This window comes from Aquabacterium olei, from assembly GCF_003100395.1.
GTDB classification, from domain to species: Bacteria; Pseudomonadota; Gammaproteobacteria; order Burkholderiales; family Burkholderiaceae_C; genus Aquabacterium; species Aquabacterium olei.
Genome location: NZ_CP029210.1, coordinates 652,003 through 673,961, shown reverse-complemented (window position 1 = coordinate 673,961; position 21,959 = coordinate 652,003). Strand labels below are relative to the sequence as shown.

Below are 21,959 nucleotides of genomic sequence, written 5' to 3'. Positions count from 1 at the left end.
TTCCTGTTGGGTGGGCGCGGTGATCAGCGGACCTTGACCTTGCACAGCTCGGCGCCGTCCGGGCTCATGACGTGGGTCGAGCAGGCCAGGCAGGGGTCGAACGAGTGCAGCGTGCGCAGAATCTCGACCGGCTGTTCGGGGTTGACCATCGGCGTGTTGATCAGCGAGGCCTCGAAGGCGCCGATCTGGCCCTTGTGGTCACGCGGCGAGCCGTTCCAGGTGCTCGGCACCACGCACTGGTAGTTCTCGATCTTGCCGTCCTTGATCTTGATCCAGTGGCCCAGCATGCCGCGCGGCGCGGCCACGGTGCCCACGCCCTTGGCCTCCTTCGGCCAGGTCGACGGGTCCCACTTCTCGACGTTGGCCGTGGCGGTGTCGCCGGCCTTGATGTTGGCGATCAGTTCCTTGTAATCGTCCAGCATCATCTCGCCGCAGTACTGGCCTTCCAGCGCGCGGGCCAGCGTGCGGCCGATCGTGGTGGGCAGCAGCTGCTTGAGCGTGTACTGCGTCTCCGGCATGCCCAGTGCCTTGGGCAGGTGGGTGTTGATCATGCCGGCGGCGTACTCCAGCTGCTCCTTCGGGCGCTGGGCGTACTTGTTGCCCTTGTTCGCGTGCGCATAGGCCAGGATGTAGCGCGACAGCGGGCCCACCTCCAGCGCATGACCACGCCAGCGCGGGGCCTTGATCCACGAGTACTTGGCGCTCTCGTCGATCTCTTCGATGTTGGTGCGCGAGCCCTTGGTCTTGCTGCCCAGTTCGAAGTGTGGCTCGGTCACGCCGTCCCACGGGTGCAGGCCCTTGGTCTCGTCGGCATAGGTGTACCAGCTGTGGGCCACGAACTCCTGCACCTGCTCCGGATCGCGCGGATCGATCGGCAGGATCTCGTCCCAGTTGCCATTGAGGATCACGCCACCCGGCAGCTGGTGCGTGCTGTGGTCGTAGGGCACCTTCTCGTAGGTGCCGTAGTCGGCCACGTTGGTGGCGCTCAGGCCACCGCCGTACAGCCAGCCGGCTTGCTTGTAGATGGTGCCGATGGCCAGCACATCCGGGATGTAGACGTTCTTGTTGAACTCGATCATCTCGTGGATGCGCGCCTCGATGAAGTTCAGGCGCTCCATGTTCAGCGGCGCGCCAGAGGCGCCCTGACCATCGATGTTGATCGCGCACGGCACGCCGCCCACGAGGTAGTTCGGGTGCGGGTTCTTGCCACCCAGGATGGCGTGGATCTTGACCCATTCCTTCTGCAGGTCGAGCGCCTCCAGGTAGTGGGTCACGGCCATCAGGTTGGCTTCGGGCGGCAGCACATAGGCCTTCGAGCCCCAGTAGCCATTCATGAAGGGGCCGAGCTGGCCGCTTTCCACGAACTTCTTCAGGCGGTTCTGGATGTCGCGGAAGTAGCCCGCCGACGACAGCGGGTGCGACGGCGACACCATCTGCTGCAGCTCGCTGGTCTTCTTCGGATCGGCATTCAGGGCCGACACGACGTCCACCCAGTCGAGCGCGTGCAGGTGGTAGAAGTGCACCGCATGGTCGTGCACCTGCAGCGTCTTGGCCATGATCTCGCGGATCAGGTGCGCGTTCTTCGGGATCTGGATGCCGAGGGCATCTTCCACCGCGCGCACCGAGGTCAGCGCGTGGCAGCCGGTGCACACGCCGCAGATGCGCTCGACGAAGGCCCACGCATCACGCGGGTCACGCCCCTTGAGGATGACCTCGAGGCCGCGCCACATCGTGCCAGTCGACACGGCGTTGGTGATGACGTTGTTGCTGTCGACGTTGACCTCGCAACGCATGTGGCCCTCGATGCGGGTCACCGGGTCCACCACGATGCGGCGGCCGCTGTTGTCGAGCTTGAAGCCTTGGGTTTCGTAAGACATGAGAGAGGCTCCGCCTGATCAGGAATGGCTGTTGTTCGAGGTGTTCGCGCCGTTGCCCTGGGCCGCGCGCTTGATGGCCGAGACGGCCGCGTGGGCCGCCACGCCGGCACCCACCACCGCGGCGGCGCCACCGCCGATCTGGTCGGCCGTGCCTTCGATGCCGAACTGATGCACCGTGGTCAGGCGGTCGTAGAACGAGCCCTTGTCCCAGAAGCCGTCTTCCGAGCAGCCGATGCAGCCGTGGCCCGACTTGATCGGGAAGCTCGTGCCCTCGTTCCACATCACGGTCGAGCAGGCGTTGTACGTGGTCGGGCCCTTGCAGCCGACCTTGTAGAGGCAGTAGCCCTGGCGCGCGAACTCGTCGTCGAACGACTCCACGAACTGGCCAGCGTCGAAGTGCGGACGGCGGTAGCACTTGTCGTGAATGCGCTGGCTGTAGAACATCTTCGGGCGGCCCTGGCGGTCGAGCTCGGGGATGCGGTCGAAGGTCAGCATGTAGGTGATGACACCGGTCATCACCTCGGCGATCGGCGGGCAGCCCGGCACCTTGATGATGGGCTTGTCGGTGATCACCTTGTGCACGGGCACGGCCTGCGTCGGGTTCGGCTTGGCGGCCTGCACGCAGCCCCAGCTGGCGCACGAGCCCCAGCTGATGATGGCCTTGGCGTCCTTGGCCACGTGCTTGAGCTGGTCCAGGAAGGGCCGGCCGCCGATGATGCAGCTCATGCCATCCTGGTTCAGCGGCGGGTTGCCTTCCACGGCCAGGATGTAGTTGCCCTTGTACTTGGTCATGACCTCTTCGAGGATGGCCTCGGCCTGGTGACCGGCAGCGGCCATCAGCGTGTCGTCGTAGTCGAGCGAGATCATCGAGAGCACGACATCCTTGGCCAGCGGGTGGGCCGAGCGGATGAAGCTCTCGGAACAGCACGTGCACTCCAGCCCGTGCAGCCACAGCACGGGCGTGCGCGGCTTGGTTTCCATGGCGTGGGCAATCTGCGGCACGAAGGCCGGGCCCAGGCCGAGCGAGGTCGCGGTCAGGGAGCAGTACTTCAGAAAACTGCGGCGCGAAATGCCCTGGCGTCGCATCACTTCATAGAACGTTTCCATCGCGCGGTGTCTCCGGTTGTGTGGGGTGTCATCGGCGCGGCACACCCCCCTGGGTGCGCGGCCTCGGCCCTCTCCGTCTCCAGACGGTCGGGGATGTCTGTTCTCAAGACCCGTGCCTGCCTGAACGCCGCCCGTGCCACGCCGTGCCGAGTGCGCCAAGTGCCTGTCAGCACTGGTCTTTTGTCACATTCGTGACAGACGGTCGCGTGCCGACCCGGGTTAACACGCGACACCTTGGCTGACAGAATGGCAAGCAAACTGAAAGGACACTGACCACCCGGATGCAAGAGGCCTTGTCACCCGGCTTGCCCGACAATCGAGGCCATGCCTCAGCTTCCCGCCCTGATCCTGGCCGCTGGCCGTGGCGAGCGCATGCGCCCGCTGACCGACACCACCCCCAAGCCTTTGCTGGCCGTGCGCGGCCAGCCGCTGATTGCCTGGCACCTTCAGGCCCTGGCCCGCGACGGCGTGCGTGACGTGGTGATCAACACCGCCTACCTGGAAGGCCAGTTCGAGCCCGCGTTGGGCGATGGCAGTCGCTGGGGTCTGCGGATCACCTACAGCCACGAAGAGCGCGACCACGGTGGCGCGCTGGAAACGGCTGGCGGCATCGCCAAGGCCCTGCCACTGCTGGGCGACGCGTTCTGGGTGCTGGCGGGTGACGTCTTCGTGCCCGGCTTCCGCTTCGACGCCGACGAGGCCGAGGCCTTCCGCGCCGGCGACGACTGGGGGCGCATCTGGCTGGTGCCCAACCCGCCCCATGTGCCGCAAGGCGACTTTGCGGTCGATGGCGATCAGCGCGTGCGGCGCAAGGACGCGGCCCCCGCTGGCGCCCGCACCGGCACCTACTCGACCATCGGCCTGTACCGCCCGGCCATCGTCGACGGCGTGCGCGTGGGCGACAAGGCGGCCCTACGGCCCAGCCTGGAGCGCGCGATCGACGCGGGCCGACTCAGCGCCCGCTGGCTGGAAGGCGACTGGACCGATGTGGGTACGCCCGAGCGGCTGGCGGCGCTGAACGCCTGCTGAACCCACCGAAGGGTCCTGGCCGGTAGAATGGCAGGCTTCGTCCACAGCCCCTGGATCAACACCATGCCCCGCTGTTCTCTGACGGACGCCCCTCGGCGCGCCGCTCCGGTGCTCGCCTTGATGCTGTCCTGTCTGGCCGCCCCGGCGCTGGCCCAAGTCACCCAACTGGCTCGCGTGCTGCCCACCGACACCCTGCGCGGCGCACTCGTGGTCGGCGTGCCGCCCGAGGCCACGCTCAACAAGCAGCCCATCCGCCTTGCCCCCGGCGTGCGCATCCGCGGCAGCAACAACATGCTGATGCTCAGCGGTGAAATCGGCGGCTTCAGCGGCAAGGTCAACTACCGGCTTGAGACCGGCACGGGCCTGCTCAAGGAGATCTGGGTGCTGACGGACACCGAAGCCAGTGCGCTGTGGCCCACCACGCCCCTGGAAGCCGCAAGCTGGGCCTACGACCCGATCGCCCTGCGCTGGACCAAGCCCTGAAGACCGACACCATGAGCGACACCCCCACGAACACCGCGGCCCGCAAGGTCTACATCAAGACCTACGGCTGCCAGATGAACGAATACGACTCGGGCAAGATGTCCGACGTCATGAACGCGGCCCAGGGCTACGAGCCCACCGACAACCCGGAAGAGGCCGACCTCATCCTCTTCAACACCTGCTCGATCCGCGAGAAGGCGCAGGAGAAGGTGTTTTCCGACCTCGGCCGCGTCAAGCACCTGAAGGAAAAGGGCGTGATGATCGGCGTGGGGGGTTGCGTGGCCAGCCAGGAAGGCGCCGCCATCATCGAGCGTGCACCGTACGTGGACGTGGTCTTCGGCCCGCAGACGCTGCACCGCCTGCCGCAGATGCTCGCCCAGCGCCAGCAGGCCAAGCGCCCGCAGGTCGACATCAGCTTCCCCGAGATCGAGAAGTTCGACCACCTGCCGCCGCCGCGCAAGGAAGGCGCCTCGGCCTTCGTGTCCATCATGGAAGGCTGCTCGAAGTACTGCAGCTACTGCGTGGTGCCCTACACCCGCGGTGAAGAGGTGTCACGCCCGTTCGACGACGTGCTGACCGAGGTGGCCGACCTGGCCGACCAGGGTGTCAAGGAAGTGACGCTGCTGGGTCAGAACGTCAATGGCTACCGCGGCAAGATGGGCGACACCGCCGAGATCGCCGACTTCGCCATGCTGCTCGAGTACGTGGCCGAGATCCCCGGCATCGAGCGCATCCGTTACACCACCAGCCACCCCAACGAGTTCAGCCAGCGTCTGATCGACGTCTATGGCAAGACCGACAAGCTGGTGAACCACGTGCACCTGCCCGTCCAGCACGGCTCCGACCGCATCCTGATGGCCATGAAGCGCGGCTACACGGCGCTCGAGTACAAGAGCACGATCCGCAAGCTGCGTGCGGTGCGACCGAACATCAGCCTGTCGACCGACTTCATCGTGGGCTTCCCCGGCGAGACCGACGACGACTTCGACAAGCTGATGAAGCTGGCCACCGACCTCGAGTTCGACGCCTCGTTCAGCTTCATCTTCAGCGCGCGCCCCGGCACGCCGGCCGCCTCGCTGGCCGACGACACGCCGCACGAGGTCAAGCTCAAGCGCCTGCAGACGCTACAGGCCTACCTCGAGTCGAACGTGCTGCGCTACAGCCAGGCGCTGGTCGGCACCCGTCAGAAAATTCTGGTCGAGGGCCCCAGCCGCAAGGACCCGGCCGAGCTGATGGGTCGCACCGAGTGCAACCGCATCGTCAACTTCGCGGCCGGCCCCACCCAGGCCCTGCGCGACCGTCTCGTCGGCCAGCTGATCGATGTGACCATCACGACGGCCTATCCGCACTCGCTGCGAGGCGAACTGTTGCTGGCGTGATTCGTCCAAACGCGAAACAACCCCGGGATTTCGGTCGTACTGGGCCGATCCGCGGGTTGTGACGCATTGCACAGTTGGGGGACCGATCACCAAGCTGTGCAACCATGAAGTTACTGCGACTTTGCCTCGACCAGATCGGCGTCGGGCGCCCCCTCCCCTGGAACGTCTACAACGACGCGGGCCAGCTCGTGCTGCGTCAGGGCCACATCGTGCGAGACGAGGCGCAACGCGAAGGCCTCATCCTGCGGGGGGCCTACATCGACCACCAGGTTCATGGCGAGGCGACCGACACGCAGGACTTCCATGCGGTGCGCGAGCACGCCGCCACGCTTTGGCAGGACGTGCGCACGCGGGCCGAAACCTTGCTGCTCGAGCCGGGTGAGGCCCAGCCCTTTCGTCGCGGGCTGAAGGTCATCGGCGGGCACATCGAGTTCGCGGTGGTGCACCACCTCGACGAAAGCCTGTTCGAGCTGCTGCACCGTGAGGGCCGCAACACGCCGGCCGTCTCGCACGTGATCCAGGCGGCCTTCCTCGCCAACATGGTGGCAATCCGGCTCGGCTGGCCCAACGCCATGGTGCGCTCCACCGTGCACGCCGCCCTGACGATGAACCTGGCAAGCCTGCAACGACAGAACGCGCTGCACGAACGCGCGCGGCCGCTCGATGCCGCGGAGCGGACCGACATGGCCGAGCACGGCGCACAGGGCCGGCTGCTGCTGGAGATGCTGGGCGTGGAAGACCGCGACTGGCTGCAGGCGGTGGCGCATCACCACCCTCCGGAGGATGGCCGTTCGCTGGCGGCGTGGCGCCACATGGCGGGCGACATGGCCTGCCTGCTGCACCATGTGGACCTGTACCTGGCCAAGGTCAGCAGCCGGGCCTACCGGGGGGCCCTGGCGCCCGATGTGGCCGCGCGCCAGCTTTTCCACCGCGGGGGTGGCGCGGCCAACCCGTTTGCCAGTGCCCTGATCAAGGAAGTCGGGCTCTTCCCGCCCGGGGCCAGCGTGCGGCTCGCCAACGGCGAGCTGGCGGTGGTGCTGCGGCGCGGCGAGCTGGCCCACCTGCCGGAGGTCTGCGCCGTGCAGGGCGCCGACGGCGTGGCGCTGCCACAGCCCGTGCGCCGCCGCACCTGCGAGCCGGCCTACAAGGTCGTGGCGGCGGTGCCACGCGGCGTGATCACCCTGCCCGCTGAAGCGACGGCCCTGCACTGAGCATCATGCTCAGCGCGGACACCGTGCGAGCGCCGCAACCAGTTCATCCACCTGCGCCAGCGTGTGCGCCGCCGAGAGGGAAATCCGCAGCCGGGCCGTGCCCTCGGGCACCGTGGGTGGACGGATGGCCGGCACCCACACGCCCTGTTCGTCGAGCTGGGCCATGACGGCCAGGGCCTCGGCGTTCGACCCGATCACCAGCGGCTGGATCGCCGTCTCCGATGGCATCAGATGCCAGGGAATCTGCGCCGCAGCGAGCCCCTCGCGCAACCGCGTGCGCAAGGCGTGCAGATGTCGCCGGCGCTGCGGCTCCTGCCGGATCACGTCGATGGCGGCACGCAGGGACGCGGCGATCACCGCCGGGGCCGCCGTGGCAAACATGTAGGTGCGCGCCTTCTGCATCACCCACTCCACCATGTCGGGGTGGCCCGCCACGAAGGCGCCCGACACGCCGGCCGCCTTGCCCAGCGTGGCCATGTAGATCAGCCGGTCCATGCGCCCTTGCCAGGCGGGGGCCACCCCATCCACGCCGGTCAGGCCGAAGTGGGCCAACGTGCCCTCGCCCTGCGGGCCGAGCACCCCATAGCCGTGCGCGTCGTCGATCAGCAGCCAGGCATCGTGGCGCTCGCACAGGGCCATCAGCGCGGGCACGTCGGCCACATTGCCGTCCATGCTGAACACGGCGTCCGTCACCACCAGCTTGCGGCGTGCGGTGCTCGCAGCCAGGGCGGCGTCCAGCGCGGCCAAGTCCGCATGGGGCACCACGTGCAGTTCGGCCCGCGACAGGCGGATGCCATCGATCAGGCAGGCGTGGTTCAGAGCATCGGAAAACACCGCATCGCCCCGCCCCACCAGCGCCGGCACCAGGCCCACGTTGGCCGCATAGCCGGCATAGAAGTACAGCGCGCGCGGCAGGCCGACGTGGGCCGCCAGGGCTGCTTCCAGCTGCTCGTGCTCGGGGCTGTGGCCGCACACCAGCGGCGAGGCCGTCGCCCCCACGCCGTAGCGGTCGATGGCCGCGTGGGCCGCCGCCAGTAGCGCCGGGTGCTGCGACAGCCCCAGGTAATCGTTGCTGCCGAAGGACAGACGGGGCTGCCCGTCGATCAGGTAGGTGGTGCCGCGCAGAGCTTCATCTTGGGGCGTCAGGGCGGCCGGGGCCACCACAGGGGCCACCTGGCGGCGCCGGCGCAAGGCCAGGTTCTGGCGCAGGCCGTTCAGCGCCTCGTCAAACGGGAGAGTCATGCGGCCAAGGGTAGCAGAGGCGACAGTCCCGCGACATGCACGCCACAGGCGCGCGAGTCCGCGCAAATGCGAATCATTCCTGCTATCTTTCGGGATTGCGGACGCCGCGCCGCACCCTTTCCCGATCCACCCGCAAAAGGAATCGCAACAACATGGCCCGACTGCTGCCCCGCCTTGCCACCCTGACCGTGATCGCCCTGGCCTGCCAGGCCCACGCCGACGACAAGGTGCTCAACATCTATTCGGCTCGTCATTACCAGACCGACGAGGCCTTCTACGCCGACTTCACCAAGCAGACGGGCATCAAGATCAACCGGCTGGACGGCAAGGAAGACGAACTGCTCGAACGCATCAAGAACGAAGGCGCGAACTCGCCGGCCGACATCCTGATCACCGTCGACGCCGCCCGTCTGGCGATCGCCGACCAGGCTGGCCTGTTCCAGCCCATCCAGTCCAAGGTGCTGACCCAGCGCATTCCAGCCCACCTGCGCACGCCGAACTGGATCGCGTTTTCCACCCGCGCCCGCGTCATCGTCTACAACAAGGCCAACGTGAAGGCCGAGTGGGTGCAGACCTACGGTGACCTGGCCCACCCGCGCCTGAAGGGCCAGGTGTGCGTGCGCGCCGGCTCGCACCCCTACAACCTGTCGCTGGGGGCGGCCTTCATCGCCCACGACGGCGAGCAGCAGGCCGAAGCCTGGGCTCGTGGCCTGGTGCAGAACTTCGCCCGCAACCCCAAGGGGGGCGACACCGACCAGATCAAGTCCGTGGCCGCCGGCGAATGCGGCGTGGCCATCTCCAACAGCTACTACCTGGCCCGCCTGATGCGCTCGACCAAGCCGGAAGACCAGAAGGTCGTGAACGCCATCGGCATCGTGTGGCCCAACCAGCAGACGTGGGGCGCACACATCAACGTGTCGGGCGCCGGCATCATCAAGACCGCGCCGAACCGCGCAGCGGCCGTCAAGTTCATGGAGTACCTCGCCAGCGACAAGGCCCAGGCCTACTTCGCCGACGGCAACAACGAATGGCCCGCCGTGCCGAGCGTGAAGGTCGACAACCCGGCGCTCAAGGCCATGGGCCCGTTCAAGGCCGACACCCTGCCGGTGGCCGAGCTGGCCAAGAACGCGGCCACGGCCCAGAAGGTGTTCGACCGCGCCGGCTGGCGTTGAGTCGAGGTCAGCGCGGGAAGCTCACTGCGGGGCGGCTTCGCCCTGTCGGCCCCGCGCGATCTCGCTGCTCAGCACGATGAGGGGCAGCAGGCCCACCACCACGATCGCCAGCGCGGCGGTCGAGGCTTCGGTGAGTCGCTCGTCGGAAGCGAGCGTGTAGGCCTGCGTGGCGAGCGTGTCGAAGTTGAAGGGCCGCATCACCAGCGTGGCGGGCAGCTCCTTCATTACGTCGATGAACACCAGCAGCGCGGCCGTCAGCAGGCTGCCGCGCAACAGGGGGAAGTGCACGCGGCGCAGCGTGGCCGCGGGCGTCAGGCCCAGGCTGCGAGACGCGTTGTCCATGTTGGGCGTGACCTTCAGCAGCCCCGCGTCGACGGCCTGCACGGCCGGTGTCAGAAAGCGCACGGCGCAGGCATAGACCAGGCCGGCCAGCCCCCCGGTGATCAGCAGGCCCCCCTCCCATCCCCATGTGCGACTGGCCCAGTCGGTGAGCCAGTTGTCGATGCGCGTGACCGGGATCAGCACCCCCACCGCGATCACGGTGCCCGGCAGGGCATAGCCCAGACCCGCCAGGCGATGCACGCCCCGCACCAGCCACGAAGCCTGCAGGCGCGCGGCATAGCCCAGCAGCAATGCCAGCAGCACGGCGATGAAGGCCGTCATGGCCGACACCGTGACGCTGTTGCGGGCCAGCTCAATGAAGCGCGTGCCGAACTGCGCATCGCCTTCGGTCACAGCCATCTCCAGCAGGATGCCGGCCGGCAGCAGAAAGCCGAGGCACAGGGGCAGCAGGCAGGCCGCCACCGCCAGCGCCGCCCGGCCGCCGCGCAGCCGCACCGAGGCAAAGCGTGCACGCCGCAGCGTCGTGTCATGGAAGCGCGCCCGGCCCCGTGACAGGCGCTCCATCGCCAGCACGAGCACCACAAAGCCCAGCAGCGCCGTGGCCAGTTGGGCTGCGGCCACGCGATCACCCAGAGAGAACCACGCCCGGTAGATGCCGGTGGTGAAGGTCTGCACGCCGAAGTACGACACCGCGCCGAAGTCGGCCAGCGTCTCCATCAGCGCCAGCGCCACGCCCGCGGCGATCGCGGGGCGGGCCAGCGGCAGGGAGACCCGGAAGAAACTGGCCCACGGCCCCAGCCCCAGCGAGCGCCCGGCTTCCAGCATGCCGCCCGCCCGCTCGAGAAAAGCCGTGCGCGCCAGCATGTAGACATAGGGATAAAGCACCAGCGAGAACAGCACCACCGCCCCGCCCAGCGAGCGCACATCCGGGAACCAGTAGTCCGCTCGCGTCCAGCCGAAAGCCTCGCGCAACGCCGTCTGCACCGGCCCCACGAACTGCAGCAGGTCGGTGTAGGTGTAGGCCATCACGTACGCCGGCACGGCCAATGGCAGCACCAGCGCCCATTCGAGGGCGCCGCGCAACGGGAAGTCGTAGCGCGTCACCAGCCAGGCGGCACCCACACCCATGCAGGCCGTGCCGAAACCCACCCCAACACACAGCACCAGCGTCGAGCGGATGTAATCGGGCAGCACGGTCGCTGAGAGGTGGGCCCAGGTGTCGCCGGTGCCGGTCGACAGCACATGGCTGATGACCGCCAGCACGGGCAGGGCCATCAGCGCCCCCACGACCAGCGTCGCCACGCTGAACCACAGGGCCGGCAAGCGGGACAGTCGCCACGCGGCGGCGGCGGGGGAAGGCAGGGTCAGGCTCATGTCAATTGAGAATTATGATCGTTCGCATGCCCACCGCTGTTTTTCAGAGCGCGCCGGAACGTGCGCAAGTCCATGTCAGCGCAACACACGACGCCGCCTGGCTGGTCGTGGACCGCATCGCCCTGCGCTACGGCACGCGCACCGTCGTCTCCGACCTCAGCTTCGCCCTGCCCCGCGGCACGCTGGCCTGCCTGCTCGGCCCTTCCGGCTGCGGCAAGACGTCGGCGTTGCGGGCCATCGCCGGCTTCGAGCCACTGTTCGACGGCCAGATCCGCCTGGCGGGCCAGGTGCTGAGCGCGCCAGGCCGCCTGACCCCGCCCGAGAAGCGCCGCATCGGCATGGTCTTCCAGGACTACGCGCTGTTCCCTCACCTCACGGTGGCGCAGAACGTCGGCTTCGGCCTGCGCGGGCAAGGCGATGCAACCGACCGCGTGGCCGCCATGCTCGACACCGTGGGCCTGGCCGCCGCCGCTGCGCGCTACCCGCACGAACTCTCGGGCGGCCAGCAGCAGCGCGTGGCGCTGGCCCGCGCGCTGGCGCCCCAGCCGAGCATCCTGCTGCTCGACGAGCCCTTCTCCAACCTCGACGTGGCCCTGCGCGAGCACCTGGCGGGCGAGGTGCGCGACATCCTGAAGGCCACCCAGACCACCGCCATCCTGGTCACACACGACCAGCATGAAGCCTTCGCCATGGCGGATGTGATCGGGGTGCTGGCCGACGGCCGCCTTCAGCAATGGGACACGGCCTACGGTCTGTACCACCGCCCGGCCAACCGGCGCGTGGCCAACTTCATCGGCCAGGGCGCCTTCGTGCCCGCCACCGTGCTGGATGCGCACCGCCTGAGTCTGGCGTTCGACGCCGGCCAGGTGCACCGCGACGACACCACCTTCACGGCCGACACCGCCCTGCCCTTCACGCCCGGCAGCCGCGTCGACGTGCTGCTGCGCCCCGACGACGTCGTGCACGACGACGCCAGCCCGCTGCAGGCCCGCATCGTGCACAAGGCCTTCAAGGGTGCCGAGTTCCTCTACACCCTGGCCCTGCCCAGCGGCAACGAGGTGCTGTCGCTCGTGCCCTCGCACCACGACCACGCGATCGGCGAGCCCATCGGCATCCGGCTGGAGATGGACCACCTGGTCGCCTTCCCGCAGGAAGGCGCGGGCCGCTGAGGCTCACCGGCTCCAGGCGGCGAACAGGCCCTGGCGTGCGGCCTCCGTGATGGCGAGCACGCCCGGGTGCGTGAGCCGCCGGTCCACCGTGATCACGTAAAAGGCCTCGACCAGGTCGGTGGCCTCGCCCAGCAGCGTCGCACCGAACTGGCCGCGCACCTGCTCATCGAGCACCATCGGCGCCGTGAACACACCGTGCCCCTGCTGCCCCAGCGTCATCACCATCGCGCTGTCATCGAACTCGCCCGCCAGCACGGGCTTGAGGCGATGGCGTCCCAGCCACTGGCTCAGCCGCACCCCCATGGCCGACTCGGTGCCCGGCGCCAGCAGTGGCACGCCATCCAGGCATTGGGGAAAGGGCTGCCCGGTCAGCCGCTTCGCCAGCGGGCCGGCGGCATAAAAGCCCACGTGCGCCCCACCCAGGCGGTGGTTGTAGGCACTCACACTCAGCGAAGGCGGCAGGGGCGTGTCGGACAGCACCAGGTCCAGCCGGTGCACCGCCAGTTCGGCCAGCAGGCTGTCGAGCTTCCACTCCCGGCACACCACCTTGAAGCGCTGCGCCCCCTGAAACGCCGGCTCGAGCAGCCGCGCGGCCACCAGCTTCGGCACCGCATCGGCAATGCCCACGCGCAACTCCACGGGCCGGGCCGTGCCCCCCGGCTGGCTGAGCGCCTGCTCCAGCTGCGCACCCAGGCTGAAGATGTCCTGCGCGTAGCTGAAGGCCAGCTCGCCTGCTTCCGTCAGTGCCAGCTTGCGCCCCTTCTTGCGAAACAGCGGCTGCCCCAGGCTGTCTTCCAGCAGCTGGATCTGACCGCTCACGGTCTGCGGCGTCACGTGCAGATGCTCGCCGGCCTGCGCCACGCCACCCAGCCGTGCCACCGTCCAGAAGTAGAGCAGGTGCTTGTAGTTCATATCGGTTTTTCCGAACTCATGAGGAAATAAATTCGAATTTACCTGAAGCTTTCAGGCCCGTACAGTTACACCGTCATCCACTCTCATTGCGAGGTTCAACATGCGCGTTTTCATCCAGACTCATGGCCTGATCCTGTCGCGGGAGGACCGCGAACACATCCGTCAGCGCCTGCATCAGGCCCTGACCCGCTTCGGCCGCCAGGCCATGGGGGCCACCCTGCACCTGAGCGACACGAACGGCCCGCGCGGCGGTGAAGACAAGGATTGCCACCTGGTGGTCGAACTGGAAGACACCACCACCGTGGTGCGCGACCGTGGCGGCGCCGTCCGGGCCCTGGTGGACCGGGCCGTGCACCGCGCCGTGCATGCCGTCAACCGGCAGCTCAAGGAAATGCAGCACCGCGCCCAGCGCGTGCCGTCTCTGAGCCGCAGCCGCCACGAAGCCCCGCGCAACCGCCGTCTGGCGCGCGCGATGACCGCCATTCCCGACGGTGCCTGAGCGCACCCGACCCGTTTATCTTGAAGGAGCCCCTCATGTCTGACGACCTTCGTCGTACCCCCCGAGCCATCCCCCTGAACCAGCAGGCCGCCTGGCGTGGCGTGGAAGACGCCCGCTATGCCGACGGCAACGCGATCGGCGCCAGCGCCCGCAAGGTGCTGCGCAACACCTACGCGCTGCTGGGCATGACGTTGCTGTTCAGCGCCGCCGTGGCGGGCACCGCCATGACGCTGAACCTGCCGCACCCCGGGCTGCTGCTCAGCCTGATCGGCATGTTCGGCCTGATGTTCCTGGTGCACAAGACCGCGAACAGCGGCTGGGGCCTGCTGTCCGTGTTCGCCTTCACCGGCTTCATGGGCTACGGCCTGGGCCCGGTGCTGGGCAAGGTGCTCGCCATGCCGCATGGCAGCGCGGTCGTCACCAACGCGCTGGCCGCCACCGCGGTGGCCTTCATCGGCCTGTCGGCGGTCGCCCTGAGCACCAAGCGTGACTTCAGCGCCATGGGCAAGATGCTGTTCGTCGGCATGCTGGTCGCCTTTGCCCTCAGCCTGGGCGCGATCTTCTTCCAGATCCCTGCCCTGGCACTTGCGGTGTCCGGCCTGGTCGTGATGCTGAGCTGCGGCCTGATCCTGATGGAAACCAGCCGCATCGTGCATGGCGGCGAGACCAACTACATCCTCGCCACCATCGGCCTGTACGTGACGATCTACAACCTGTTCAGCAGCCTGCTGATGCTGTTCGGTCTGGGCGGCAACGACGAGTGACGCCGCCCGGGTCGGGTGCTGCGGCCGCCGCTGCCCGCCCCCTGTCACCCCGAACGACGGCCCTGGCCGCCCGACCTGCCCGCTCAGGTCCGGGCGGCCTTTCCTTTGGGAGCCGGGATGTCGCCCGCGGCGCTGACCAGCGCCCGAACGTGGTCGGCAACCTGGTCGGCTGGCACGTGGGCGTAGCCCATCACCAGGCCATTGAAGCCCGCGGGGCCACCGGTGCCGTAGGCGCTGAGCGCACGCGGCCCCAGCCCCCGTTGCGCGGTCGCCCGGGCCAGATCCACGTCCGGTAGCCCGTCAGGCAGGCTGACAACCAGGTGCATGCCGCAATCGCCGCCCAGCACTGTGCCCGGCCAGCGCCAGTGGTGGGCCAGCGCCTCGCGCAGGGCCTGCTGCCGCTCGGCATACAGCACCCGCATCCGACGCAGATGCCGCGTGAAGTGCCCCTCGTCGATGAAGGCCGCCAGGGCACGCTGTGTGGTCGCCCGCCCACGCGGCCACAACGCACCCGCCACGCCGGTTGCCCGCTCGGCCACCGCAGCGGGCAGCACGACAAAGCCCAGGCGCAGGCCGGGAAACAGGGTCTTGCTGAACGTGCCGAGGTAGGCCACCGGGGCATCGGGCTCCAGGCCCTGCATGGCCGCCAGCGGCGGGCCGGCGTGCCGGAACTCGCTGTCGTAGTCGTCCTCGAGGATCCACGCGCCCTGCGCACGCGCCTGGGCCAGCAAGGCCAGCCGGCGGGGCAGGCTCAGCACCGATCCGAGCGGATACTGGTGCGAGGGCGTGGTGTAGATCAGGCGGGGCGGCGCCTGCCGCCACAGTGCGGGCGGGGGCGACATCCCTTCGGCATCCACCGTCACCGGCACACAGTGCAGGCCGGCCGCGCGCAGGCCCGCAAAGGCGCCACCGTAGCCTGGGTGCTCGATCCAGGCGGTGTCGCCCGCATCCGCCAGCAGCTGCGCACACAGCGCCAGCCCCTCCTGCGTGCCTTCGGTGACGATCACCTGCTCGGGCCCGCAGACCACGCCACGCGAAGCCCGAAGGTAGGTCGCAATCGCCTGACGCAGTTCGGGCTCACCGGCCGCATCGCGGTAACCCGCCTCACGCCACGCCGCCTGGCGGGTGGCCCGCGCGGACACCCGCTGCCACACCGGCCATGGAAAGGCATCCAGCGCCGGGTTGCCGGGCACGAAGGGACGCAGTTGCGCTTCGGCCGAGCGCGGCCGCTGGAAACCGGCCGACCGGCGGGACAAGGGTGGCATGGCAGCGCTGTGCGGCACGGCGCGCCGGGGTCGCTCGAGGGCGCAGACCACCGTGCCCTGCCGGTCTGCCTGCACATACCCCTCGGCCGCCAGCTGTTCGTAGGCATGCAGCACGGTGTTGCGCGCGATTTTCAGCTGGCCGGCCAGCGCCCGCGTGGACGGCAGCACCGCGCCCGCCTGCAGCCGCCCTTCCACCACTGCCTCACGCAGCACACGGTAGAGCCGCCGCTGCAGCGGCTCGGGGACGCCGGGCAACAGCAGCGGGTCGTTCTTCAGCCAATGCAGGTCGCTCATGTCGTGGCTCCATCATCAAGCCGTCTTGTGGCTCTTTGCATGGTGCCACGGCCACCCTATCTTTCCGGGGTCGTTTCACCGATTCAGATCAGGAGGAATCACCTTGTCCCACGCCATCGACACATCGCCCGTCGGCACGCCCCCGTCAGGCCGCACCACCATCCGTCGCGCCAGCGAGCGCGGCCATTACGACCGCGACACGGTGCATGCCATCGTTGACGCGGCCTGGCTGTGCCATGTGGCCTTCACCGACACACGCGGTGCCGCCCACGAGGCCGAGCCCTTTGCGGTGTGCCTGCCCACGGCGTGCTGGCGGATCGGCAACGCGCTCTACATCCACGGCTCGAATGGCAGCCCGATGATGCGACGCCTGGCCAGTGGCACGGTGGCGTGCGTGACCATCACCCACCTGGACGGCCTGGTGCTGGCGCGCTCGGCCTTCTCGCATTCGATGAACTACCGCTCGGTGGTGGCGTACGGCCGCTTCAGCGTCGTGCCCGATGCGGACAAGCCGGCGGTGCTGGACGCCTTCATGGCCCGCTTGCTGCCGGGCCGCGAGCACGAGGCGCGTCCGGCGGATGAGAGCGAGCTGAAAGCCACCCTCGTGCTGTCCATGCCGCTCGATGAAGCCAGCGCGAAGGTGCGCAACTGGGGCCCGCGCGACAAGGAGCACGACGCCCATCACCCGGCCTGGGCGGGCGTGCTGCCACTGGCCATCACCCGGCTGCCCCCGGTACCCGACGAGCGGAGCCGGGCGACGGGCCAGGCCCTGCCGGCTTCGGTGACGGACTGGCTGGCCGCGGATCCCGGGCCGGCTCCCTTGTCACCCTGAGGCGGCCCCGGCGCGCTGGCTCAGGGCAGGCTCAGTGAACGAGCCAGTGCCTCGGGCGTGGCGTCCGGGTCCCACGGCCAGTGGGCCAGCATGGGAGCCTGGATGCGACGCTGCAGCGTCACCAGGTTGGCCGCCCGCTCCGGCATGGTGGGGTCGACCCCGTTGGCCACCCAGCCGGCCAGCGTCAGCCCGCGTGAGACGATGGCCTCCTGCGTCAGCAGGGCATGGTTCAGACAGCCGAGTCGCAGGCCCACCACCAGGATGACGGGCAGGCCCAGCCGCTGCGCCAGATCGGCGCTCGTCAGCCACTCACCATGATCCCCGCTGGCGTCGGCCAGGGCGGGCTCGTGCAGGGGCACGATGAAACCGCCCGCGCCCTCCACGACCACCGCATCGGCATGCTGGCTCAAGGCATGGAAGCTCGCCTCGATGTGAGAGAGATCGATGCGCTCGCCCGCGTTGCGCGCGGCAATGTGCGGCGACACCGCATCGGGCAGCGCGTAGGGGTTGTCGAAGCTGCTCGGCACGTGGAGGCTCGACGCCGCACGCAGGGCGGCCACGTCCTCGTTGAGCCACTGGCCGGGATGCCCGTCCACGCCGGGCACCCAGTCGCACCCGGCCGCCACCGGCTTCATGCCCACCACGCGGGCATGGCCCGCAGCCCGCAGGGCGTGGATCAAGGCACTGCTGGTGCGGGTCTTGCCGATGCCGGTGTCGGTGCCGGTGATGAAGTAGGCGGGCATGGTGTCTCGCGGAGGGAAAGTGGGCCCGTTCAGGGCACCGGCACGGTGGCGACACCGGCCTCGGGCAGTGCATCGCACTCGCTCAACACCTGATTCAGCACGCGCAGCAGCCCCTCGGCCAGAAAGGCCTGGTCGGCCTCAGTCAGCACATAGGGCGGCATCACGTACAGCGTGGCGCCGATCGGGCGCAGCAGCAGTCCCGCGTCCATCGCGGCACGGTGGTAGCGCGCGGCAAACGTCGGCTCGGCCACGTCGATGTCCCACGCCCAGATCATGCCGATGCGGCGATGCGCCTTCACCCGCGGATGCGCCCGCAGCGGGGCGGTCAGGTCGTCGAAGCGGGCCGCGGCCTCCCGGTTGCGCGCCAGCACATCGCGGCCCTCGGCATCGCGGGCGGCCAGGGTGTCGAGTACAGCCAGCGCCGCCCGGCACGCCAGCGGGTTGCCGGTGTACGAGTGTGAATGCAGAAAGCCGTGCACGGTGCGGTCGTCATAGAACGCGGCGTACACGTCGTCGGTCGTCAGCACGGCCGACAGCGGCAGCACACCGCCCGTCAGGCCCTTGCTCAGGCAGATGAAATCGGGCTTGACCGCGATGCCATCGGGCCCGATGGCCTGCTGGTGCGCGAACAGCGTGCCGGTGCGGCCAAAGCCCACGGCGATCTCATCGGCCACCCAGTGCACGTCGTAGCGGTCGCACAGCGCGCGCACGGCCACCAGGTAGGCCGGGTCGTACATCGCCATGCCGGTGGCGCCCTGCACCAGCGGCTCGAGGATCAGCGCGGCCGTCTCTTCGTGGTGCTCGGCCAGCCAGGCCTCGAGCGCCGCGATGCAATGCGCGAGGTGGGCCTCGGGGCTCCCACCCGGTGCCGCGCGACGCGGATCGGGCGACGGCAGCGTGGCACTCAGCCGCAGCAGCGGCGCATACGCCTCGCGGAACAGCGGGATGTCGGTGACGGACAGCGCCCCGGCCGTTTCACCGTGATAGCCCCCTTCCAGCCCGATGAAACGGTGCTTGCCGGGCCGGCCGCGGTTGCGCCAGCTGTGGGCGCTCATCTTCAGCGCGATCTCGGTGGCGCTGGCGCCGTCGCTGGCATAGAAGGCGTGGCCCAGCCCGGTCAGCGCAGCCAGCCGCTCGGAGAGTTCGACCACCGGCGGGTGCGTGAGCCCGGCCAGCATGATGTGATCGACCCGGCCCAGCTGGTCGGTGATGGCTTCGCGGATCGGCGCGAAGTTGTGGCCGAACAGGTTGACCCACCACGAGCTGACGGCATCGAGGATGCGATGGCCCTGCTCGTCGATCAGCCAGGGGCCGTCGGCGGCGACGATGGCGCGCGGCGGAAACCGCTCGTGCACCTTCATCTGCGTGCACGGGTGCCAGACGGCCTCGCGGCTGCGTTCGGCCAGGCTGCGGGCGCTCATGGCGCGATCAGGCCTGCGGGCGGTACACGCAGCGGTCGCCCGCGGCGCGCGACACAGCCACGCTCGACACCTGCGGAATGCGGCGCTGCACGTGATCGTGGATGAACACGCTCAGGTTCTCGAGCGTGGGTGCACCCAGGCCAGCCACTTCGTCGAGGAAGTGGTGATCCAGCTGGCTGCGGATCTCGGCCAGCACCTCGCGCAGCACGGCCAGGTCCACCACCATGCCCGATTCAGGTTGGCGCTCGCCGCGCACCGTCACCTCGGCCGTGTAGGTGTGGCCGTGGATGCGGCGGCTGCCCGCGGCTTCTTCGGGCGAGACATGGCGCTTCAGCGTGTGTGCAGCGTCGAAAGAAAAGGTCTGACTCAGTTCGAACATGATGTTTCCCGAAAGGGCTGACGGGCCCTTTCCGTGTGCTTCAGCGGATGCCCAGTGTCTTGTGGGTCTGCACGCTGAGCAACCAGCGCGGGTGGTCCAGACACCACTGGACCGCCCAGTTCATGGCCTGGTCGCGCGCACCGGGCAGCGCGCTGTCCATGGCCTGCACCCTGAACTGCTGGAAGTCCAGCTTTTCAAAGGCGCGAAGATCGTCTTCGGTGAAGCCGGCCTGCGGCACCACCACCTTGAGTTCATGGCCGCGCGTCTGCACCAGGGTCGAGCCCGCTTTCGGGCTCACGCAGATCCAGTCCAGCCCGGCCGGCGCGGCCACCGTGCCGTTGGTCTCGACCGCGATCTCGAAGCCCTGCGCATGCAGCGCCAGCACCAGGGCGTCGTCGACCTGCAGCAGCGGCTCGCCACCGGTCAGCACCACAAAGCGCTGGCCCTGTGAGCCCGCGGGCGTGTCGGGCCAGAACGACGCGATGCGCGCGGCCAGCTCGGCCGGGGTGGCGAACTTGCCACCACCCAGCCCGTCGGTGCCCACGAAATCGGTGTCGCAGAAGCGGCAGACGGCCTCGGCACGGTCGGCCTCGCGGCCCGTCCAGAGGTTGCACCCGGCAAAACGGCAGAACACGGCCGGCCGGCCGGCGTGCGTGCCCTCGCCTTGCAGGGTGTAGAAAATTTCCTTGACGCTGTAGGTCATCTCAACGCAATCCTGTCCACCAGATCACCAGCGCCGAGGACAGCACCAGCCCACCATAGGTCACCATGGCCCCGTCACGACCGGTCAGCAGCAGGCCGGCCAGCAGCACCCCGGCACCGACCAGCGCCACGCCGCGGGCCTGCGTCCACCACTGTCCCCGCAGCGTCTTCCAGAACGCCAGACGGGCCAGCGTGGGCGCCAGCAGCGCCATGCCGAGGGCCGGCAGGAAGAAGTTGACGAGGTGAATGAGCGCGTCCAGCGGTCCCATGGCGTTCCGGCATCAGGCCCGCGCCGCGTGCGGCGGCACTTGCCCTGAATCAACAAACAACGTCGAAATGGGCACGCCCTATCGCCGCAATCAAGAAAAGGGCAGGCCAACAGGCCCACCCATGGCCAACCCGGGATTTTATAATGCCGCCTCATGACTGTCTTGACCCTGGGCCTCAACCACACGACCGCCGCCGTCGATCTGCGCGGCCGGTTCGCGTTCGCGGTGGACCAGCTCGCGCCCACGCTCAAGACCCTGCACCAGCGGCTGACCGGCGCCACGCAGGCTGAAGTCGCGCTGCTGTCCACTTGCAACCGCACCGAGCTGTACTGCGCCGCCGGCCACCCGGCCGAGCCCGTGCACGCGCTGCAGCACGCGGCGGTCGACTGGCTTTCCGGCATTGGCGGCGTCTCGCACGACGAACTGATGCGCCACACCTATGTGCTGGAGGGCGGCCAGGCCGCGCGCCATGCCTTCCGGGTGGCCAGCGGGCTGGACTCAATGGTGCTCGGCGAGCCCCAGATCCTGGGGCAGATGAAGCAGGCGGTGCGCGAAGCCGACACGGCCGGTACGCTGGGCACCACCTTGCACCAGCTCTTCCAGCGCAGCTTTGCGGTGGCAAAAGAGGTCCGCACCTCCACCGAGATCGGCGCGCACTCCATCAGCATGGCTGCCGCTGCCGTGCGCCTGGCTGCCCAGCTGTTCGAAGACCTGCGCAAGACGCGCGTGCTGTTCGTCGGCGCGGGCGAGATGATCGAGCTGACGGCCACCCACTTCGCCGCCCGCACGCCGCGCGTGATGGCGGTGGCCAACCGCACGCTCGAGCGCGGCGAAAAGCTCGCCACCCACCTGGGCGCGCAGGCCATGCGCCTGGCCGACCTGCCCGATCGCCTGCACGAGTTCGACATCGTCGTCTCCTGCACGGCCAGCACGCTGCCCATCATCGGGCTGGGCGCGGTCGAACGCGCACTCAAGGCCCGCAAGCGCCGCCCCATGTTCATGGTCGACCTGGCCGTGCCGCGCGACATCGAATCCGAGGTCGGTCAACTGGGCGACGTCTACCTCTACACCGTCGACGACCTGTCGGCCCTGGTGCAGACGGCCGGCGAGAAACGCCAGGCGGCCGTCGCGCAGGCCGAGGCCATCATCGAGACCGGTGTGCAGGGCTTCGTGCACTGGCTGGACCAGCGCACCACCGTGCCGCTGATCCAGGCGCTGCATGCGCAGGCCGACGCCTGGCGCACGGCCGAGCTGGCCCGCGCCCGCAAACAGCTCGCCAAGGGGGCCGACCTGGAACAGGTGCTCGACGTCCTGTCGAAGGGCCTGACCCAGAAGATGCTGCACGGCGCCATGGCCGAGCTGCACAGCGCCAGCCCGCACCACCGCCCGCAGGTGGCGGCCACGCTGTCGCGCCTGTTCCTGCGCGGTGAACTGCCACGCGCTGGCGTGCAACCAGACGACCGACACCAGCCGGACGAGGACAAGGCGTGAGCG

Annotated in this window: 21 protein-coding genes; 10 read left to right on the top strand and 11 right to left on the bottom strand. The window is 68.9% G+C overall.

Annotated elements, in window-relative coordinates; all coding sequences use genetic code 11:
- Positions 1 to 23: 23 nt before the first annotated feature.
- Together DEH84_RS02985 and DEH84_RS02980 are read right to left on the bottom strand one after the other, a co-directional pair.
- The gene (locus tag DEH84_RS02985) at positions 24 to 1,877 is read right to left on the bottom strand and encodes a nickel-dependent hydrogenase large subunit (protein WP_109034644.1); all 1,854 of its coding nucleotides are present in this window, start codon (positions 1,875 to 1,877) and stop codon (positions 24 to 26) included.
- A gap of 18 nt (positions 1,878 to 1,895) precedes the next feature.
- Positions 1,896 to 2,984: a hydrogenase small subunit gene (locus tag DEH84_RS02980; protein ID WP_109034642.1), complete on the bottom strand. Its 1,089-nt coding sequence runs from the start codon at positions 2,982 to 2,984 to the stop codon at positions 1,896 to 1,898.
- 324 nt (positions 2,985 to 3,308) lie between these two features.
- Here DEH84_RS02980 and murU point away from each other — a divergent pair, with 324 nt between their 5' ends.
- The 4 genes from murU (at position 3,309) to DEH84_RS02960 (ending at position 7,086) form a co-directional block, all read left to right on the top strand.
- The gene (murU, locus tag DEH84_RS02975; RefSeq protein ID WP_109034640.1) at positions 3,309 to 4,013 is read left to right on the top strand and encodes an N-acetylmuramate alpha-1-phosphate uridylyltransferase MurU; all 705 of its coding nucleotides are present in this window, start codon (positions 3,309 to 3,311) and stop codon (positions 4,011 to 4,013) included.
- A 63-nt stretch (positions 4,014 to 4,076) separates the two neighbouring features.
- Entirely contained in the window at positions 4,077 to 4,496 is a 420-nt protein-coding gene (locus tag DEH84_RS02970) for a hypothetical protein (RefSeq protein ID WP_109038180.1), read from the top strand.
- 11 nt (positions 4,497 to 4,507) lie between these two features.
- Positions 4,508 to 5,875 (top strand): tRNA (N6-isopentenyl adenosine(37)-C2)-methylthiotransferase MiaB, encoded by a 1,368-nt coding sequence (miaB, locus tag DEH84_RS02965; RefSeq protein ID WP_109034638.1) that lies wholly within the window; start codon positions 4,508 to 4,510, stop codon positions 5,873 to 5,875.
- A 104-nt stretch (positions 5,876 to 5,979) separates the two neighbouring features.
- Entirely contained in the window at positions 5,980 to 7,086 is a 1,107-nt protein-coding gene (locus DEH84_RS02960) for an HD-GYP domain-containing protein (protein ID WP_109034636.1), read from the top strand.
- Positions 7,087 to 7,095: 9 nt separating this feature from the next.
- Here the strand turns inward: DEH84_RS02960 and bioF are convergent, their stop codons facing one another.
- Entirely contained in the window at positions 7,096 to 8,328 is a 1,233-nt protein-coding gene (gene bioF / locus DEH84_RS02955) for an 8-amino-7-oxononanoate synthase (RefSeq protein ID WP_109034634.1), read from the bottom strand.
- A gap of 152 nt (positions 8,329 to 8,480) precedes the next feature.
- Here bioF and DEH84_RS02950 point away from each other — a divergent pair, with 152 nt between their 5' ends.
- The gene (locus DEH84_RS02950; RefSeq protein ID WP_109034632.1) at positions 8,481 to 9,500 is read left to right on the top strand and encodes a Fe(3+) ABC transporter substrate-binding protein; all 1,020 of its coding nucleotides are present in this window, start codon (positions 8,481 to 8,483) and stop codon (positions 9,498 to 9,500) included.
- A 21-nt stretch (positions 9,501 to 9,521) separates the two neighbouring features.
- Here DEH84_RS02950 and DEH84_RS02945 read toward each other — a convergent pair whose 3' ends face one another.
- Positions 9,522 to 11,216 (bottom strand): ABC transporter permease, encoded by a 1,695-nt coding sequence (locus tag DEH84_RS02945; protein WP_109034630.1) that lies wholly within the window; start codon positions 11,214 to 11,216, stop codon positions 9,522 to 9,524.
- A gap of 26 nt (positions 11,217 to 11,242) precedes the next feature.
- Between DEH84_RS02945 and DEH84_RS02940 the strand changes: the two genes are divergently transcribed.
- A complete protein-coding gene (locus DEH84_RS02940; RefSeq protein WP_109038179.1) occupies positions 11,243 to 12,385 on the top strand; it encodes an ABC transporter ATP-binding protein in 1,143 nt (380 codons plus the stop codon).
- A gap of 3 nt (positions 12,386 to 12,388) precedes the next feature.
- Here the strand turns inward: DEH84_RS02940 and nhaR are convergent, their stop codons facing one another.
- On the bottom strand, positions 12,389 to 13,297 hold the full coding sequence (nhaR, locus tag DEH84_RS02935; RefSeq protein ID WP_109034628.1) for a transcriptional activator NhaR: 909 nt from the start codon (positions 13,295 to 13,297) through the stop codon (positions 12,389 to 12,391).
- 100 nt (positions 13,298 to 13,397) lie between these two features.
- Between nhaR and DEH84_RS02930 the strand changes: the two genes are divergently transcribed.
- On the top strand, positions 13,398 to 13,796 hold the full coding sequence (locus DEH84_RS02930) for a hypothetical protein (RefSeq protein ID WP_109034626.1): 399 nt from the start codon (positions 13,398 to 13,400) through the stop codon (positions 13,794 to 13,796).
- A gap of 35 nt (positions 13,797 to 13,831) precedes the next feature.
- Positions 13,832 to 14,560, top strand: a complete 729-nt coding sequence (locus DEH84_RS02925; protein WP_109034624.1) for a Bax inhibitor-1/YccA family protein — start codon at positions 13,832 to 13,834, stop codon at positions 14,558 to 14,560.
- 83 nt (positions 14,561 to 14,643) lie between these two features.
- Here the strand turns inward: DEH84_RS02925 and pdxR are convergent, their stop codons facing one another.
- Positions 14,644 to 16,119: a MocR-like pyridoxine biosynthesis transcription factor PdxR gene (gene pdxR / locus DEH84_RS02920; protein ID WP_109034622.1), complete on the bottom strand. Its 1,476-nt coding sequence runs from the start codon at positions 16,117 to 16,119 to the stop codon at positions 14,644 to 14,646.
- A gap of 103 nt (positions 16,120 to 16,222) precedes the next feature.
- Here pdxR and DEH84_RS02915 point away from each other — a divergent pair, with 103 nt between their 5' ends.
- Complete coding sequence (locus DEH84_RS02915) at positions 16,223 to 16,951, top strand: pyridoxamine 5'-phosphate oxidase family protein (protein ID WP_245932666.1); 729 nt, start codon at positions 16,223 to 16,225, stop codon at positions 16,949 to 16,951.
- A 20-nt stretch (positions 16,952 to 16,971) separates the two neighbouring features.
- On the opposite strand, the gene bioD is transcribed toward DEH84_RS02915, so the two are convergent.
- The 5 genes from bioD to DEH84_RS02890 are packed head-to-tail and all read right to left on the bottom strand — an operon-like array spanning position 16,972 to position 20,465.
- Complete coding sequence (gene bioD / locus DEH84_RS02910; RefSeq protein WP_109034618.1) at positions 16,972 to 17,694, bottom strand: dethiobiotin synthase; 723 nt, start codon at positions 17,692 to 17,694, stop codon at positions 16,972 to 16,974.
- 29 nt (positions 17,695 to 17,723) lie between these two features.
- Positions 17,724 to 19,115, bottom strand: coding sequence for an adenosylmethionine--8-amino-7-oxononanoate transaminase (gene bioA, locus DEH84_RS02905; RefSeq protein WP_109034616.1), 1,392 nt, complete (start codon positions 19,113 to 19,115; stop codon positions 17,724 to 17,726).
- Between the two features lie 7 nt (positions 19,116 to 19,122).
- Positions 19,123 to 19,494, bottom strand: a complete 372-nt coding sequence (locus tag DEH84_RS02900; protein ID WP_425428986.1) for a 6-pyruvoyl trahydropterin synthase family protein — start codon at positions 19,492 to 19,494, stop codon at positions 19,123 to 19,125.
- A 40-nt stretch (positions 19,495 to 19,534) separates the two neighbouring features.
- Entirely contained in the window at positions 19,535 to 20,197 is a 663-nt protein-coding gene (gene queE / locus DEH84_RS02895; RefSeq protein WP_109034612.1) for a 7-carboxy-7-deazaguanine synthase, read from the bottom strand.
- Between the two features lies 1 nt (position 20,198).
- Complete coding sequence (locus DEH84_RS02890; protein WP_109034610.1) at positions 20,199 to 20,465, bottom strand: hypothetical protein; 267 nt, start codon at positions 20,463 to 20,465, stop codon at positions 20,199 to 20,201.
- A gap of 153 nt (positions 20,466 to 20,618) precedes the next feature.
- On the opposite strand from DEH84_RS02890, the gene hemA reads away from it, so the two are divergent.
- Complete coding sequence (gene hemA / locus DEH84_RS02885; RefSeq protein WP_109034608.1) at positions 20,619 to 21,956, top strand: glutamyl-tRNA reductase; 1,338 nt, start codon at positions 20,619 to 20,621, stop codon at positions 21,954 to 21,956.
- The last annotated feature ends 3 nt before the right edge of the window (positions 21,957 to 21,959 follow it).

What these genes read in the sequence shown, in the direction of transcription:
- DEH84_RS02985 (WP_109034644.1), bottom strand. Translation starts at nt 1,877, where the DNA reads ATGTCTTACGAAACCCAAGGCTTCAAGCTCGACAACAGCGGCCGCCGC.
- DEH84_RS02980 (WP_109034642.1), bottom strand. Translation starts at nt 2,984, where the DNA reads ATGGAAACGTTCTATGAAGTGATGCGACGCCAGGGCATTTCGCGCCGC.
- murU (WP_109034640.1), top strand. Translation starts at nt 3,309, where the DNA reads ATGCCTCAGCTTCCCGCCCTGATCCTGGCCGCTGGCCGTGGCGAGCGC.
- DEH84_RS02970 (WP_109038180.1), top strand. Translation starts at nt 4,077, where the DNA reads ATGCCCCGCTGTTCTCTGACGGACGCCCCTCGGCGCGCCGCTCCGGTG.
- miaB (WP_109034638.1), top strand. Translation starts at nt 4,508, where the DNA reads ATGAGCGACACCCCCACGAACACCGCGGCCCGCAAGGTCTACATCAAG.
- DEH84_RS02960 (WP_109034636.1), top strand. Translation starts at nt 5,980, where the DNA reads ATGAAGTTACTGCGACTTTGCCTCGACCAGATCGGCGTCGGGCGCCCC.
- bioF (WP_109034634.1), bottom strand. Translation starts at nt 8,328, where the DNA reads ATGACTCTCCCGTTTGACGAGGCGCTGAACGGCCTGCGCCAGAACCTG.
- DEH84_RS02950 (WP_109034632.1), top strand. Translation starts at nt 8,481, where the DNA reads ATGGCCCGACTGCTGCCCCGCCTTGCCACCCTGACCGTGATCGCCCTG.
- DEH84_RS02945 (WP_109034630.1), bottom strand. Translation starts at nt 11,216, where the DNA reads ATGAGCCTGACCCTGCCTTCCCCCGCCGCCGCCGCGTGGCGACTGTCC.
- DEH84_RS02940 (WP_109038179.1), top strand. Translation starts at nt 11,243, where the DNA reads ATGCCCACCGCTGTTTTTCAGAGCGCGCCGGAACGTGCGCAAGTCCAT.
- nhaR (WP_109034628.1), bottom strand. Translation starts at nt 13,297, where the DNA reads ATGAACTACAAGCACCTGCTCTACTTCTGGACGGTGGCACGGCTGGGT.
- DEH84_RS02930 (WP_109034626.1), top strand. Translation starts at nt 13,398, where the DNA reads ATGCGCGTTTTCATCCAGACTCATGGCCTGATCCTGTCGCGGGAGGAC.
- DEH84_RS02925 (WP_109034624.1), top strand. Translation starts at nt 13,832, where the DNA reads ATGTCTGACGACCTTCGTCGTACCCCCCGAGCCATCCCCCTGAACCAG.
- pdxR (WP_109034622.1), bottom strand. Translation starts at nt 16,119, where the DNA reads ATGAGCGACCTGCATTGGCTGAAGAACGACCCGCTGCTGTTGCCCGGC.
- bioD (WP_109034618.1), bottom strand. Translation starts at nt 17,694, where the DNA reads ATGCCCGCCTACTTCATCACCGGCACCGACACCGGCATCGGCAAGACC.
- bioA (WP_109034616.1), bottom strand. Translation starts at nt 19,115, where the DNA reads ATGAGCGCCCGCAGCCTGGCCGAACGCAGCCGCGAGGCCGTCTGGCAC.
- DEH84_RS02900 (WP_425428986.1), bottom strand. Translation starts at nt 19,494, where the DNA reads ATGTTCGAACTGAGTCAGACCTTTTCTTTCGACGCTGCACACACGCTG.
- queE (WP_109034612.1), bottom strand. Translation starts at nt 20,197, where the DNA reads ATGACCTACAGCGTCAAGGAAATTTTCTACACCCTGCAAGGCGAGGGC.
- DEH84_RS02890 (WP_109034610.1), bottom strand. Translation starts at nt 20,465, where the DNA reads ATGGGACCGCTGGACGCGCTCATTCACCTCGTCAACTTCTTCCTGCCG.
- hemA (WP_109034608.1), top strand. Translation starts at nt 20,619, where the DNA reads ATGACTGTCTTGACCCTGGGCCTCAACCACACGACCGCCGCCGTCGAT.